Annotated in this window: 15 protein-coding genes; 8 read left to right on the forward strand and 7 right to left on the reverse strand. The window is 72.0% G+C overall.

Annotated features, from left to right (window positions below):
• Positions 1-122 (forward strand): cold shock domain-containing protein (locus AIIKEEIJ_RS04960; RefSeq protein ID WP_161995072.1); only part of this gene is annotated, 122 nt, incomplete at its 5' end.
• Positions 123-203: 81 nt separating this feature from the next.
• Here AIIKEEIJ_RS04960 and AIIKEEIJ_RS04965 read toward each other — a convergent pair.
• Positions 204-1193, reverse strand: coding sequence for a WYL domain-containing protein (locus tag AIIKEEIJ_RS04965; RefSeq protein WP_161995073.1), 990 nt, complete (start codon positions 1191-1193; stop codon positions 204-206).
• A 75-nt stretch (positions 1194-1268) separates the two neighbouring features.
• Between AIIKEEIJ_RS04965 and AIIKEEIJ_RS04970 the strand changes: the two genes are divergently transcribed.
• Positions 1269-2195: a 4-(cytidine 5'-diphospho)-2-C-methyl-D-erythritol kinase gene (locus AIIKEEIJ_RS04970; protein WP_161995074.1), complete on the forward strand. Its 927-nt coding sequence runs from the start codon at positions 1269-1271 to the stop codon at positions 2193-2195.
• Positions 2196-2218: 23 nt separating this feature from the next.
• Positions 2219-4018 carry an ABC-F family ATP-binding cassette domain-containing protein gene (locus AIIKEEIJ_RS04975; RefSeq protein WP_043800361.1) on the forward strand — a complete coding sequence of 600 codons (1800 nt, stop codon included), beginning with the start codon at positions 2219-2221 and terminating at the stop codon, positions 4016-4018.
• 7 nt (positions 4019-4025) lie between these two features.
• Here AIIKEEIJ_RS04975 and AIIKEEIJ_RS04980 read toward each other — a convergent pair whose 3' ends face one another.
• Positions 4026-5207, reverse strand: a complete 1182-nt coding sequence (locus tag AIIKEEIJ_RS04980) for an FAD-dependent oxidoreductase (RefSeq protein WP_029542095.1) — start codon at positions 5205-5207, stop codon at positions 4026-4028.
• Between the two features lie 52 nt (positions 5208-5259).
• Here AIIKEEIJ_RS04980 and AIIKEEIJ_RS04985 point away from each other — a divergent pair, with 52 nt between their 5' ends.
• Positions 5260-5820, forward strand: coding sequence for a helix-turn-helix transcriptional regulator (locus AIIKEEIJ_RS04985; protein WP_161995075.1), 561 nt, complete (start codon positions 5260-5262; stop codon positions 5818-5820).
• A gap of 27 nt (positions 5821-5847) precedes the next feature.
• On the opposite strand, the gene AIIKEEIJ_RS04990 is transcribed toward AIIKEEIJ_RS04985, so the two are convergent.
• Genes AIIKEEIJ_RS04990 through AIIKEEIJ_RS05000 form a run of 3 tightly spaced genes read right to left on the reverse strand, consistent with a single transcriptional unit; the run spans position 5848 to position 9307 of the window.
• The gene (locus tag AIIKEEIJ_RS04990) at positions 5848-7005 is read right to left on the reverse strand and encodes an acyl-CoA dehydrogenase family protein (RefSeq protein ID WP_006938938.1); all 1158 of its coding nucleotides are present in this window, start codon (positions 7003-7005) and stop codon (positions 5848-5850) included.
• Positions 7002-7796: an enoyl-CoA hydratase-related protein gene (locus tag AIIKEEIJ_RS04995; protein ID WP_161995076.1), complete on the reverse strand. Its 795-nt coding sequence runs from the start codon at positions 7794-7796 to the stop codon at positions 7002-7004. The genes AIIKEEIJ_RS04990 and AIIKEEIJ_RS04995 overlap by 4 nt, the downstream gene beginning before the upstream one ends.
• Complete coding sequence (locus tag AIIKEEIJ_RS05000) at positions 7793-9307, reverse strand: acetyl-CoA acetyltransferase (RefSeq protein ID WP_161995077.1); 1515 nt, start codon at positions 9305-9307, stop codon at positions 7793-7795. Before AIIKEEIJ_RS05000 ends, AIIKEEIJ_RS04995 begins: the two co-directional genes overlap by 4 nt.
• A gap of 101 nt (positions 9308-9408) precedes the next feature.
• Between AIIKEEIJ_RS05000 and AIIKEEIJ_RS05005 the strand changes: the two genes are divergently transcribed.
• From AIIKEEIJ_RS05005 to AIIKEEIJ_RS05020, 4 genes are all read left to right on the forward strand, one after another.
• Positions 9409-10038: a TetR/AcrR family transcriptional regulator gene (locus AIIKEEIJ_RS05005; RefSeq protein ID WP_029542101.1), complete on the forward strand. Its 630-nt coding sequence runs from the start codon at positions 9409-9411 to the stop codon at positions 10036-10038.
• Between the two features lie 101 nt (positions 10039-10139).
• The gene (locus AIIKEEIJ_RS05010; RefSeq protein WP_050034781.1) at positions 10140-10619 is read left to right on the forward strand and encodes a nuclear transport factor 2 family protein; all 480 of its coding nucleotides are present in this window, start codon (positions 10140-10142) and stop codon (positions 10617-10619) included.
• A gap of 28 nt (positions 10620-10647) precedes the next feature.
• Complete coding sequence (locus AIIKEEIJ_RS05015; protein ID WP_006938929.1) at positions 10648-11094, forward strand: VOC family protein; 447 nt, start codon at positions 10648-10650, stop codon at positions 11092-11094.
• An 83-nt stretch (positions 11095-11177) separates the two neighbouring features.
• Entirely contained in the window at positions 11178-12215 is a 1038-nt protein-coding gene (locus AIIKEEIJ_RS05020; RefSeq protein ID WP_029542103.1) for an enoyl-CoA hydratase/isomerase family protein, read from the forward strand.
• 126 nt (positions 12216-12341) lie between these two features.
• On the opposite strand, the gene AIIKEEIJ_RS05025 is transcribed toward AIIKEEIJ_RS05020, so the two are convergent.
• Both AIIKEEIJ_RS05025 and AIIKEEIJ_RS05030 read right to left on the reverse strand, forming a co-directional pair.
• Positions 12342-12875, reverse strand: coding sequence for a hypothetical protein (locus AIIKEEIJ_RS05025; protein WP_161995078.1), 534 nt, complete (start codon positions 12873-12875; stop codon positions 12342-12344).
• An 85-nt stretch (positions 12876-12960) separates the two neighbouring features.
• On the reverse strand, positions 12961-14628 hold the full coding sequence (locus AIIKEEIJ_RS05030; RefSeq protein ID WP_029542105.1) for a peptide chain release factor 3: 1668 nt from the start codon (positions 14626-14628) through the stop codon (positions 12961-12963).
• Positions 14629-14762 lie beyond the last annotated feature (134 nt).

Below are 14762 nucleotides of genomic sequence, written 5' to 3' on the forward strand. Positions count from 1 at the left end.
TGCACTTCTCCGAGATCCAGGGCGGCGGCTTCCGCACCCTCGAGGAGAACCAGCGCGTGAGCTTCGAGGTCGGCCAGGGTCAGAAGGGCCCGCAGGCCACCGGCGTCACCGTCATCGGCTGACACACCCGCCTCACCGGCCGGATGTCACACGAGTTCGGTTCGATCGAATACGTGTGACATCCGGTCACCGCACGCGCCGGCTCAGTCGCTCACAGCGACGGAGCCGGCGCGTTCGTATCGCCGGGCCAGCAGCTCGTGGCGCCGTCCCGCGTGCAGGCACGCGTCCCGCAGTTCCGGCGGATCCAGCACGGTGAAGTCGACGTCGAACGCCGCGAGCCAGCCCGCGATCGACCCGAGCGACGTGCCGCCGAGCGCCACCGCGCAATGGTCGTCGTCGACCGGTTCGAGGGTGCCCCACTGCTCGTCGACCATGGGCGCGATCGACTCGAACGGCGCGTGCAGCAGCACCCGGGCCCGGACCCGGACCGACCCGCGCGCGATGCCCCGGGCCACGAACTCCGCGGCCCCGCCGGGCGGCAGCCCGCGTGTGGTGAACCGCGGACCGGTGGGGATCTTCGGTTCCATCCGGTCGACGCGGAACGACCGCCACTCCTGCCGGTGCAGATCCCACGCCACCAGATACCACCGTGCCCCGGAGCGCACCAGCCGGTACGGCTCCACCTCCCGCCGCGAGAATCCGCCGTCGTGCGTGCGGTAGTCGAAGCGCAGCCGCTCGTGTGCGTGGCACACCGAGGCGACGGCGGACAGCAGGCCCGCGTCGACCGCGGACGCGGCCGGAGCCTGCTCGACCACGTCCACCCGCAGCGCCTCGAGCCGGTGCCGCAACCGCGACGGCATCACCTGCCGCAGCTTGGCCAGGGCGCGGCCCGAGGCCTCCCCGATGCCCGTCACCGAGCCGGTCGCGCCGGACTGCAGCGCGACCGCCACCGCGACGACCTCCTCGTCGTCGAGCAGCAGCGGCGGCATCTCCGCACCCGCGCCGAGGCGGTACCCGCCGCCGACCCCGACGGTCGCGTCCACCGGGTAGCCGAGGTCGCGAAGCCTGTCGACGTCGCGGCGCACCGTGCGGGTGGTGATCTGCAGGCGCTCGGCGAGCTCGGTGCCGGACCAGTCCCGCCGGGTCTGGAGCAGCGACAGCAGGCGCAGCAGGCGAGCGGACGTTTCGCGCATGGCCCGAGCATGCCAGCGAACGAGGACAGCCGTCGTCCGCAATCGGTTCCGTGCGGGTGCGTAAGCTGTATATCCGTGCTGTCCGTCGTTCCGAGCCCCGTCACCGTGCGGGCGCCGTCCAAGGTGAATCTGCACCTCGCCGTCGGTGACCTGCGCGACGACGGATACCACGAGTTGCGCACGGTCTTCCACGCGCTGTCGCTGAGCGACGAGGTGTCCGTCGCCCGCGCCGACACGCTGAGCCTGCGGGTACGCGGTGCCGACGCCGGGGCCGTCCCCACCGACGCCGGCAACCTTGCGTGGCGGGCGGCGGCCCTGCTCGCCGAGCGCGCCGGACGCGCACCCGAGGTCGCCATCACGATCGACAAGGGCATTCCCGTCGCGGGTGGCATGGCCGGCGGCAGCACCGATGCCGCCGCCACGCTCGTCGCCCTCGACGCCCTGTGGGGGCTCGGTCTCACCCGCGACGACCTCGACGAGTTCGCCGCCGAACTGGGCAGCGACGTCCCGTTCTGCCTGCACGGCGGCACCGCCATCGGCACCGGGCGCGGCGAGCGCCTGGTGCCCGTGCTCTCCCGCGGCACGTTCCACTGGGTGCTGGCCCTCGCCAAGGGCGGCCTGTCCACCCCGGTGGTGTTCCGCGAGCTGGACCGGCTCCGGGCCGAGGGCTCCCCGCCCCGGGTCGGCGGACTCGACAGTCTGCTGCAGGCGCTTGCCGCCGGCGATCCACACGCGCTGGCGCCGCTGCTGGGCAACGACCTGCAGGCCGCTGCCCTGTCGCTCGAGCCCGTGCTGCGGCGCACCCTGCGTGCGGGCGTGGAGGCCGGGGCCCTGGCGGGCATCGTCTCCGGGTCCGGACCCACATGCGCGTTCCTGTGCGCCGACGCCGCCGCGGCGGTGACGGTGAGCGCCGAGCTGGCCGGAGCCGGCGTGTGCCGGACGGTGCGCGTGGCCTCCGGGCCGGTCCCGGGCGCGCGCGTCGTCGACAACTCCCACCACTGATCTCTCGGAAGGCATTGCTCCGCGTGGCGAATCTGATCAACCTCGAACAGGTCTCGAAGTCCTTCGGCATCAAGCCGCTGCTGGACTCGGTGTCCCTCGGCGTGCAGGAAGGTGAACGCATCGGCGTCGTCGGCCTCAACGGCGGCGGCAAGACCACCCTGCTCGAGGTCCTCACCGGCCTCGAGGAGCCCGACTCGGGCCGGGTCAGCCGGGTGGGCGGGCTGCGCATGGCGGTCGTCACCCAGCGCGGTGTTCTGCCGCCCGGGTCCACGGTCGGGCAGGTCGTGCTCGGGCCGTTGGGTGTCGCCGAGCACGAGTGGGCCGGCGACGCCCGGATCCGTTCCGTCCTCGCGGGCATCGGCGTCGACCGGCTCGGCCTCGACGCGCTCGTCGACGGTCTCTCCGGCGGCGAGCGACGGCGCGTCGCGCTCGCGGCCGCGCTCGTGCAGGACCTCGACCTGCTCGTGCTGGACGAACCCACCAACCACCTCGACGTCGAGGGCGTGCAGTGGCTCGCCGAGCACCTGCTCGCCCGGCGCAGCGCCCTCGTCGTCGTCACCCACGACCGGTGGTTCCTCGACACCGTCGCGACCCGCACGTGGGAGGTCGTGAACGGGCAGGTGGAGAGCTACGAGGGCGGCTACAACGACTGGATCTTCGCCCGCGCCGAGCGGGCCCGGCAGGCCGATGCGATGGAGGAACGGCGCCGCAACCTCGCGCGCAAGGAACTGGCGTGGCTGCGGCGCGGGGCTCCGGCGCGCACCTCGAAGCCGCGCTACCGCATCGAGGCGGCGGAGTCGCTGATCGCGAACGTGCCGCCGCCGCGGGACACGGTGGCGCTGGCGTCGTTCGCCAAACGGCGCCTCGGCCGGGTCGTCATCGAACTCGAGGACGCGACGCTGACCACCCCCGACGGCCGGGAATTGGTGCACGACCTCACGTGGCGGCTCGGCCCGGGCGAGCGGATCGGCCTGGTCGGGGTCAACGGATCGGGGAAGACGACGCTGCTGCGCACCCTCGCCGGGGAACTCGAACCGGCGTCGGGTCGTCGCATCCAGGGCAAGACCGTCGAGATCGGTTGGCTGCGACAGGAACTCGACGACCTGCCCACCGACCTGCGGGTGCTCGACGCGGTCAAGGACGTGGCTGAGCGGATCACCCTGGGGGACAAGGAGATCTCGGCCGGCCAGCTCGCCGAACGGCTCGGCTTCACCCCGGCGCGGCAGCGCACCCCCGTCGGCGACCTCTCCGGCGGCGAGCGCCGACGGCTGCAGCTGACCCGGGTGCTCATGGCCGAGCCGAACGTGCTGCTGCTCGACGAGCCCACCAACGACCTGGACATCGACACCCTGCAGCAGCTCGAGGACCTGCTGGACGGCTGGGCGGGCACCATGGTGGTCATCTCCCACGACCGCTACCTGATCGAGCGGATCTGCGACTCGACGTGGGCGCTGTTCGGCGACGGCAGGCTCACCAACCTCCCGGGCGGGATCGACGAGTACCTGCGCCGTCGCGCGGCGCTGGGCGACGGGGACATCCCGTCGTCGGCCTCCACCGTGGCAAAGGCGTCGACTCCGGACCAGATTGCGGCGCAACCGAAGCGCGACGGTGCGGCCGAGCGCGCCGCCCGCAAGGAACTGGCACGGCTCGAGCGGAGCGTGGCGAAGCTGACCGAGCGCGAGGAGAAGCTGCACCACGACCTCGCCGACGCGGCCACCGACCCCGATCGCCTGCAGAAGCTCGACGCCGAGCTGCGCAGCGTGGTCGCGGAGAAGGAGGCCGCCGAGGAGCAGTGGATGGAGCTGGCGGGAGAACTGGAATAGGGACCGGTTACCGGACTGTCTCCGGGACGCGATAGTCGTAGATCCAGCGCTGGTTGTCCCGACGGGACGCAGCGCGCAGGATCACCGGCAGGGCCGCGTCGCGCAGCATCCGGCGGACCGGGCCCACGGACTTGTAGCTGCCGTTGCGCCTGCCCTGCTCCACGATTCGCTCGACCCGGCCGCGGCGCAGGCGCTCGTAGGCCGCGAGCGCGTCGGCGGTGCCGGGGATGTCGCGCAGGCACCGGGCGAGCACGAGGGCGTCCTCGACGGCCATGGATGCACCCTGTCCCGACGACGGCGAGGCGGCGTGCGCCGCGTCGCCGACGAGCACCATACGGTCGGTGCGCCAGGTGGGGACGGTGGGCAGGTCGTAGGTGCTCCATCCGCGGACGATCTCCTCGGTGGCATCGACGATCCGCAGCGCGGGACCGGCGTCGGCGGCGAAGAGGGTGCGCAGTTCGTCGCGCCACCGATCCGGGGTGAGCGCGGCGAGGTCCCCGGGGGCCGGTTCGGTGCGCCGGCCCGGGTTGGCGAACCACCACACGTCACCGTCGGGGTGGGCGAGGTACCCGAAGAAGCACCGCGCGCCGAAGACGAAGTGCGCCGTGCCCGGCTCCACGTCGAGCCGCAGGCCCTTCGCGAACCCGCCGGTGTTGAGGAGGCCGAGGTAGCGGGGCTCGGGGGCGTGGGGGTCGAGGACCGCGCGCGTGCGGGAGTGCAGCCCGTCCGCCCCGATCAGCAGGTGCGCTTCGGCCGACGTGCCGTCGGTGAAGTCGGCCCGCACACCGTCGCCGCAGGGGCGGGCGTCGGCCAGGCGTTTGCCGTATTCGATTCGCACGCCACGACGCAGAGCCTCGTCGCGGAGCACTCGATAGAGGTCGGCGCGCCGGAGGGTGCGGCTTGCCGCGCCGAACGAGGTCACGCCGCCGTTGTCGAACTCGGCCAGCAGTTTCCCGGTGCCACTGCAGATGCGCATCCGGCGGGTCTCCATGCCGACGCCGGCAAGGTCGAGGTCGAGCAGGTGCAGCGCCTCGAGGCCGTTGGTGGCGACGGTGAGGAACGCGCCCACGCCGTCCGCCATCCGGTCGTGCCCTTCGTAGACGACGGGGTGGAGTCCCGCCTGTTGTAGCGCCATTGCCGTGACCGGTCCGGCGATGCCCGCTCCGATGATCGCTACGGTGTTAGTCATACTTACACTATACATAAAATGACCATGACGGACGGGTGGATATGCTCCACCGATGGACACACCGCGCAGATCGGTCCTCGCCATGGCGTTGTTGTCGATGCTCTCCGAGGAACCCATGCACGCCTACCGGATCCAGCAGCTGATCAAGGAGCGGCACAAGGACGACGTCGTCAACGTCGCGCAGCGCAACAGCGTCTATCAGACACTGGACAGGCTGCTGCGCGACGGCCTGATCGAAGTGCAGGCCACCGAGCGGGCCGAGAACCGCCCCGAGCGCACCACCTACCGGCTCACCGAGCCGGGGCGCATGATCCTGCGGCAATGGCTGACGACGATGCTCGCCGAACCGGCACGCGAATTCCCGGAATTCCCGGCCGCTCTGGCATTTCTGCCCAGTCTCACCCCCGACGAGGCGGCCGCAGCATTGCGGGCGCGCGTCGCGGCGCTCGAGCGGAACCTGGAGGCGCTGGCCGCCGGCCTGGCGGACGCGGCCGCGTTCCTGCCGCGGTTGTTCGTCGTCGAGGACGAGTACCGGCGGGCCGTGCTGGCAGCCGAGCTCGGCTACGTGCGCGCGCTCACCGACGACATCGCCGCGGGCCGCCTGCGCTGGTGAGCGCGCGGGCGACCCGCCCCGAGCCGCCTACAATCCCAGCAGCTTGCTGATGATCTCGTTCATGATCTCGGTGGTGCCGCCGCCGATGCCGAGAACGCGGGCATCGCGGAAGTGGCGTTCGACCTCGCTCTCGCGCATGCAGCCGAGGCCGCCGAAGAGCTGCACCGACTCCATCACCGCGTGGTCGCACACCCGGACGGCGAAGTTCTTCGCCATCGACGTCTCGAGCAGCATCGCCTCGCCGTTCACCCAGCGTTCGGCGACGGAGCGGCAGAAGGTGTGGGCCGCAGCGATCTCGGTTGCCGTCTCCGCGAGCCGGTGGCGCACCACCTGACGGCTCGACAGGGGCCGGCCGAACGTCTCGCGCGAACGGACCCACTCCACCGCCAGGTCGTAGCAACGCCGCGCGGTGGCGACGGCCTGGAACGCGAGCGAGAGCCGCTCGCCCTGGAACTGCTGCGCGATCTGTGCGAACCCGCTGTTCTCCTCGCCGATCAGGTTCGCGACGGGCACCCGCACGTCGTCGTAGAACAGCTCGGCGGTGTCCGAGCACAGCCAGCCCATCTTGTCGAGCTTGCGCGAGACCGTGAATCCCGGTGTGCCGGTGGGCACGACGATCAGCGAGATGCCCCCGGCTCCCGCCGCACCCGTGCGGACGGCGGTGGTGACGAAATCGGCGCGCGTGCCGGAGGTGATGTACAGCTTGGCGCCGTTGATCACGTACTCGTCGCCGTCGCGGCGGGCGGTGGTCCGGATGCCCGCGACGTCGGAACCCCCGCCCGGCTCGGTGATACCCAGCGAGCCGATCATCCGGCCCTCGAGGGCGGGCCGGGCGAACCGCTCGATCAGGTCCCGGTTCCCGGACGCGACGATGTGCGGGGTGGCGATGCCGTGGCTGAACAACGCGGAGATCAGGCCGGACGAGCCGCCCGCGAGGATGATCTCCTCGAGGATCGCGAGCATGTCGAGCGGGTTGCCGCCGGAACCGCCGTGCTCCTCGGCGACCGAGGCGCCGAGCAGCCCGGCGTCGGCCGCCGTGCGGTGCAGCTCGGGCGGGACGGCGCCCTCGCGCTCCCAGGTGTCGAGGTGCGGGAGGATCTCCTTGCGGGTGAAGTCGGCGGCGAGCCGGCGCAGCGCGGCCCGCTCGGGGGTGTCCCAGGTTTCCCTGTTCAACGTCGTGGTCATCGTCCGCTCCAGACGGGTGTGCGCTTCTCCATGAAGGCCATGACGCCCTCGAGGGTGTCGGCGCTGGTGGTCAGTCGGGCCAGGGCGGCGTCGGTCGCGGCCCACGCCTGTTCCTCGGACGGGACGATGCCGTCGACGATCCCGCGCGCGATCGTCTTGCTCGCCTGCACGGCCAGGGGTGCGCCGGCGGCGACGAGGTCGGCGAGTTCGAGCGCGGTGGTGAGGAGGTCGGTCCGCGGAACGACGCGGTTGACCAGACCCCAGCGCAGCGCGTCGGCCGCGGCCATCGGCTTGCCGGTGAGCACGAGCTCCATCGCGACGGCCCGCGGGAGGGCTTCGACGATCCGGAACACGCCGCCGGCGCCGGCGATGAGGCCGCGGTGGACCTCGGGCAGCCCGAATTCGGCGGTGTCGGCGGCGACGACGAGGTCGCTCGCGAGGGCGAGCTCGGTACCGCCGCCGAGGGCGGTGCCGTTGACCGCCGCGACGACCGGCTTGGTGATGTGGTGCCTGACCACGCCGGCGAAGCCCCAGTGCGCGGTCTCGGGCGGGGTCACCCCACCCGGGCCGGCGGTGCCGAGCGCCTTGAGATCGGCGCCGCCGCAGAACACGCTGTCCCCGGCGCCGGTGAGGACGACGACGCGTACGTCCGGATCCTTGTCGGCGCGTTCCCACGCCTCGCCGAGGCCGGTGTGCACGTCGGCGTCGATGCTGTTGGCGGCCTTGGGCCGGTTGATGGTGACGAGCAACGTGTGGCCGCGCTGCTCGACCAGGACGACGGGCTCGGTCATGCGGGGGTCTCCTCGGGGACGGGGTCGGTCAGGGTGACGGTGAGGGCGCCACCGCGGTCGACGACGTGGACGGTGTGGCCGGCGAGGTCGGGACCGCCGGCGAGCACCGCCGCGCCCGCCGCATCGGTGTAGCCGGAGACCCGGCGGCCGTCGGGGGTGGTGCCCACCAGGAACCCGATCGCCGGGTGGCCGTCGCGCCCGTATTCTGCGGTGGCCGTGTGGATCTCGACCTCTCCGGTGTAGTCGGCGGCGAACTCGGGTGCGGTGGCGGTCAGCACGCGGGGCTCGGGGTCGCCGACGTACCCGCGGGTGTGCGGGGCGGCGGCGAGCACGACGGTGTGCTGGTAGGTCAGGTAGCCGCCGTTGCCGTGGACGAGGGCGATCTCGGCGTCGGTGCGCAGCCGGCGCGTGACGGCGACGAACGAGTGCAGCGTGTAGCTGTTGAGCGGTCCGCCGAAGAACGAGTGGCCGCCGGTGACGCTCGGGACGGTCTCGCGGGGCAGGCCGAGGTGCTCGATGAGCAACTTCGGCACCACGGGGAAGCAGCTGTAGGCGTCCACGATGTCGAGGTCGGCCGGCCGGAGATCGGTGCGTTCGAGGGTGCGGGCGAGGGCGTCGGCCAGCGCCGCGGACCGGCCGAAGTCGGCGCGGGCGAGGATGTCGGCCGGCTCGGTCGCGCCTGCACCGCCCCACACGTACACGATCCGGTCCTCGGCGACGCCGAGCTCGCGGGCGGTCGCGAGGGAGGTGACGACGACGGCGGCCGCCTGGTCGACGAACGGCATCGCGTTGAGCAGCAGCGGGTACGGGGCGGTGACCATCCGGTTGCGGGGGCCGACGGCGGTGATGTCCTCGGCGGTGCGCAGGTCCGGGTTCCAGGCGGCGGGGTTGCGGCCGGCGATCTCCGAGAACGCGGCGTACAGCTGGGCGGACCAGGCCAGCGACTCGTCGCGGGAGTGACCGAGTTCGTGGCTGAGCCGGGTCTCGAACAGCGGGTAGACGCGCGTGGGTGCGATCATCCCGGCGCGCTGCATGGCGGGGCTGCCGAGGTCGTCGGGGTCGAACGCCGGCGGCCCGCCGGGGTCGGTGGTCCAGCCGAGCGTGGCCGGGTCGGTGCCGGTCTTCGTCGCGGCGGTGACCGAGGCCTGGGACTCGCCGCCGACGAGCAGCGCGACACCCGCGGCGCTGGTGGCGATCTCGTGGGCGATCCGGTCGAGCAGGGCGGCCGGCCAGTGCCCGCCGATGGGGCTGGTGTGGGTGCGGACCGCTGCGGCGCCGAGACGCGCGGCGAGCAGGGCGGGCAGGTCGTCGTACGCCCAGCTCGCGGTCTTGACGGCGTACACGGAGTCGATGCGCTGGGCGAGTCCGTCGGCACCGGAGTCGGCGAGGGCGGCCACGGCGGCCTCGTGGATCAGGTCGAGCGGTTCGCGGGGGTCGGCGGGGGCGCCGGCGCGTCCGGAGCGCAGGTCGCCGACGCCGACGACGACGGGTACCCGGGCAGGGTCGGTCATGGCGGTCCTCCGGGGGAGTTGTCCTGGGATCGGTCACCCGCACACTAATACGGACTGATTCAGTCTGTAAATGGGGTGGGGTGTCTGGCACACTGCAGACCGTGACCGAGCCGACCGTCCGTCGCCGGGGCCGACCCCGCGACGCCGACCTCGAGGACCGCGTCTACGACGCGGTGATCGAGGTCTACTCCGAGACCAGCTGGCGCGGCTTCACCATCGACGCGGTCGGCAGGCGCGCCCGGGTGGGCCGCGCGGCGCTGTACCGGCGCTGGGCCACCAAGGACGAGTTGCTCGTGCAGGCCCTCGAGGCGCGTAGCCCGCTGCCGGTGCCGATCGACACCGGATCGTTGCGCTCGGACCTGGTCGAGCTCGTCACCCAGCTGCTGCGCGGCTACCGCACCACGCCCGGGCTGGTGAGCCTGCGCGTCGCGCTCGACGCCCGCGTGCACCCGGACCTGCTGGCCAACCTGACCACCACGCTCAACCGGAGCCGCCTCGTCGCGGCCCGCACCATCGTGCTGCGGGCGGTCGAGCGGGGCGAGCTGCCCCCGGCGGTCTCGGTGACCCTGCTGCTCGAGATGGTCACCGGCGCGGCGCTCAGTCACGTGCTGTTCTCCCTCGCCGACCCGGGATCGGCGGCGGACGACGACGCCTATGCCCGCACGCTCGTCGACGCCGCGATCCGGGCGCTGGTCGCGGAACGGGAACACGATCCAGGTGCCGTGACCTAACTGCAATCGAATTGCCCGGCGAGCCGCCGAAATCGATACCCTCCGAGGGTGATCCCGGCTAGCCTGGCTGACAGGTCTTACCTGTGGTGGGAGGCGCGAGAATGGATCTGCAGGCGATAGGTGAGATCGAGCGGCTGAAGTACCGCTACGCGCGGGCGCTCGACACGAAGTCGTGGATCGAACTGGCCGACACCATGGTTCCCGAGGCCACCGCCGTCTACGGCGAGCACCTGAGTTTCGAGTCGCGCGACGCGTTCCTGAACTTCCTCGAGAACACCCTCGGATCCCACGTCATCACCGAACATCACTGTGGCCATCCCGAGATCGACGTCGAGGGCGACACGGCCACGGGCATCTGGTTCCTGGCCGACACGGTGGTGGTGCCCGAGGACGGGCTGGTGATGCGCGGGTCCGCCTACTACCACGACCGCTACGTGCGCTGCTCCGACGGGCGCTGGCGCATCTCCCACACCGGATACGAAAGAAACTGGGAGACAGTCACATCCGTGTCCGACATGCCCAGCTTCCGGCTCACGTCGAACCGGTGGTCGCTGCTGCAGCAGCCGCCCCGCGCATCCTGAACCACCCGAGAGGAGGGGACCCCGCCCGATGACCGCGACCGACACCGAAGTCTTCCCCCGGGCCGGTGCGCTCCCGTACCTCATCGTGGCGCGCGCCCGCAGCGCCATCGACTGGTACCGGCAGGTGTTCGGCGCGACACTGGCCGCGGACCCCGTGGTGCTGGAGGACGGCCGGATCGGGCACGCCGAGCTGGTCTTTCCGACCGGAATGGTCTACCTCGCGGAGGAGTTCCCCGAGATGGGCCTGGCCGCGCCCGAGGCCGGCGCGACGTCGGTGAGCCTGATGCTGCCGGTCGCCGACACCGACGCCGTTCTCGCGAAGGCCCACGACGCCGGCGGCACCGTCGAGCGCTGGATCGCCGAGAGCCACGGTCACCGCAACGCCACGCTGCTCGATCCGTTCGGGCACCGCTGGCTGCTCATCGGCCCCCCGACCGGTCGCCGGCAGGACGGCACCGCCGGTACCGGACAGTAGGCCGCGGTGCGCCGAGTTCGACACGCGCGCCGCCGGGCTCACACGATCGGCCGTCGGGGGAGCGGCCCGGTAGGCTCCGCCCCGTGACCGACACCTTCATCCGCACCCGCGTCGCCAACGGCATCGGCGAGGTGGTGCTCGACCGGCCGGTGGCGCTCAACGCCCTCGACTCGTCGATGATCCGCGACATGTACGAGGCCCTGCTGGCATGGCGCGACGACCCCGAGATCACCGCGGTGCTGGTCACCAGCGCATCCGACCGGGCGTTCTGCGCGGGCGGCGACATCAAGCCGGTCCGGGACGCCGCCGTGGCCGGCGACACCGCCACGGTGCGGGACTACTTCGCGAACGAGTACCGGCTCGACGAACTGGTCGCCACCTACCCCAAGCCGTATCTCGCGCTCCTCGACGGCGTCACGATGGGCGGCGGGCTGGGCATCTCGGTACACGGCGCGGTGCGCGTCGTGACGGAGAAGGCGATGCTGGCGATGCCGGAGACGGCGATCGGCTTCATCCCCGACGTCGGCGCCAGCCACTTCCTGCCGCGGCTGCGCGGCACCACCGCCCGCTGCGACGCGGTCGGCCTGTATCTGGCGCTGACCGGCGCCCGCGCCGACGCGGGCGACGCCATCGCCGTCGGCCTGGCCACCCACTTCGTTCCCAGTCACCGGATCGAAGCCCTCGCCGACCGGATCCGCGAGGGACACTGGCAGCTGGCGCTCGACGAGTTCGCCGAGGCGGCCCCCGCATCGGCGATCGCCGACCGCTACGCCGACATCGACGCGGTGTTCGGCGACGGCACCGTCGCCGACGCCGTCGAACGGCTCTCCGGCGACCACGACCTCGACGAGCAGTGGGCCGTCACCACCCGCGCGGCGCTGTGCGCGGCGTCCCCGACGAGCCTCTGGGCCACCGCGGAGCTGCTGCGTCGCGGCGCCGAGAGCACCCTGGGCGAGTGCTTCGCGCGGGAACTCGAGGTCGCGGTGCGGATCACCGCCGAGCCCGACTTCGCCGAGGGGGTGCGCGCGGTGCTCGTCGACAAGGACCGCAACCCGTCGTGGTCGCCGCGGGGGATCGGCGAGGTGGACCCGGCCGTCGTCGCGGGGCTGTTCCGGGAGTAGACGCTCGGCCGGCCGCAGTCCCGCGCGGGGAGTGGGGCGCGACGAGACGACGCATCCGCGCACGAAATCCTCAGCAGTGCGGGTTGTTTCGTGCGTTGCTGACCGGCGGGGGCGCGGATGCGGGCGTCAGCGTGCGGTGCGCTGCGGCGCGAGCAGGTCGACGACGATCTCCTGGCCGCCCAGCACGGCGCGGATCTCCGGGTTCTCGAACCCGCCCGCGACGAGGTACTCGCCGAGCAGGGTGAGCAGTTCGTCGGTGCCGATCGTCGGGTCGGAGGCGGGGGGCCGCTGCGCGCGGGCGGCGAGTTCGGTGTGCGCCAGTCGCGCCGCGATCCGCACGGATGCCACTCCCATCGAGTTGCGGCGCGACGCGGCGGTCGGCGTGCTGTCCGCGGCGACGCCGTTCGTGCCGGCGACGATCTCGTCGAAGCTCGGCAGCGAGAGCGGATCGGTGCCGTTGCCACCGGCCTCGTCGGCGACGTCGTGGTCCGCCGCGTGGCTTCCCACCGAGTGCGGGGCGGACGCGCCGTTACCGGTCAGGGTTCCCGGCAGGGGATAGACGAAGGTGCCCGCCCGCTTGGGCCCCGGCGACTCGTCCGCCGGGTCGGAACGGCCGCGCAGCGGCGTGCCGTCGGTCGGTGTGGCCGAGTCGTCGTCCATGAACGCTCCTGACATCCGCGAGCTCGGTCGGCTCGACGGCACAGCAAACTACCAGTAACACCAGCCCCACGCACCACGGACGTCCCTAATCGGCGGTGGCCACCAGCGGCTCGAGGGTGAGCTCGGGAAGTTCCTTCTGGATGTACTGCAGCCGCCACTTGTCGCTCACCAGCGCCAGCAGCACCCCGTCCGAGCGGGTGAAGACCTCGACGCCGCGCTGCCGGTTCAGCTCGTCCGCCGAGGCCGCGTCGGTGCGGCGGGCCAGCGCGTAGCCGAGCGGTTCCATCCGCGGCTCGACGTTGTACTCGGCCTTCATCCGGGCCGCCACCACCTCGAACTGCATGGGACCGACGGCCGCCATCACCGGGGACGCGTCGCCGCGGATGTCGTTGCGCAGGATCTGCACCACGCCTTCGGAGTCGAGTTGATCGACGGCCTTGCGGAACTGCTTGTACTTCGAGGCGCTCTCGGCGCGCAGGATCGAGAAGTGCTCGGGCGCGAACGACGGGATCGGCGGGAACTCCACCTTCCTGTCCACGTACAGGGTGTGCCCGGGCGCGAGAGCCGTGGCGTTGACCAGGCCGACCACGTCGCCGGGGTAGGCGTTCTCGACCGTGGACCGTTCCCGGCCGAACACCGTCAGCGCGTACTTGGTGGCGAACGGCTTGCCCGTCTGCGCGTGCGTGACGACCATGCCGCGCTCGAACACCCCGGACACCACCCGCATGAACGCCAGGCGGTCGCGGTGCGCGGTGTCCATGCCCGCCTGCACCTTGAACACCACGGCGCTGAACGGGTCGTCCACGTTGCGGGAGTTGCCGTTCACGTCGAGCCGGGCGCGCGGCGGCGGCGCCAGCGCGACGAGGGTGTCGAGGATCTGCCGGACACCGAAGTTGAGCATCGCCGACGCGAAGATCACCGGCGAGGTCTGCCCGGCCAGGAACAGCTCCTGGTCGTGGTCCTGCCCGCTGGCCGACAGCAGCTCCGACTCCTCGGCCGCCTCGATCCACGTCTCGCCCTCGCGGTCCTCGGCTTCGCCGGGGGAGAGCCGGTCCTCGGGGGCGATCTTCGCGCCGCCGGCGGTGCGGGTGAACTTGACGTACTCGACCGGTGCGCCGTCCTCGCCGCGGCGCAGCAGGCCGCGGAAGTCGCCGGCGATGCCGACGGGCCAGAACAGGGGGGTGGGGGTCAGGCCGATGCGCTCGTCGATCTCGTCGAGCAGTTCCAGCGGGGTCCGGCCGGGCCGGTCCCACTTGTTGATCACGGTGATGACGGGGATGCCCCGGTGCCGGCACACCTGGAACAGCTTGAGCGTCTGCGGCTCGAGGCCCTTGGCGGCGTCGATGAGCATCACCGCCGCATCCACGGCGGTGAGCACCCGGTAGGTGTCCTCGGAGAAGTCGGAGTGGCCGGGGGTGTCGACGAGGTTGATCACGTTGACGACGTCGTCACCGGACTCCTCGGAGCGATAGTTGAACTGCAGCGCCGTGGAGCTGACGGAGATGCCGCGGGCCTTCTCCATCTCCATCCAGTCGGACACGGTGGACTTGCGCCCGGCCTTGCCGTGCACCGCACCGGCCTCCGCGATGACCTTCGCATGCAGGGCCAGCGCCTCGGTCAGCGTGGACTTGCCGGCGTCCGGGTGGGAGATCACTGCGAAGGTGCGGCGGCGACCCGCTTCCGCGAGCACTTCCTTCGACGACACGGCGGTGGTGCCGGCGTCGTTGCCGGTGGAAACGGGCGGGGTAGTCAACGCAGGAGAACCTCTCGAAGCGGATGTGCGGCTCGTGGATGCGCGCGGGCGGCTCGCGCATCGCAGACAACTCGTCCATGTTACTCGGCGATTGAATGTCGATTTCCGTCAGATTCGGTCACATTCGCCGAAGA

This window comes from Rhodococcus sp. YH1 (assembly GCF_009939605.1).
Classification (GTDB): domain Bacteria; phylum Actinomycetota; class Actinomycetes; order Mycobacteriales; family Mycobacteriaceae; genus Rhodococcus; species Rhodococcus aetherivorans.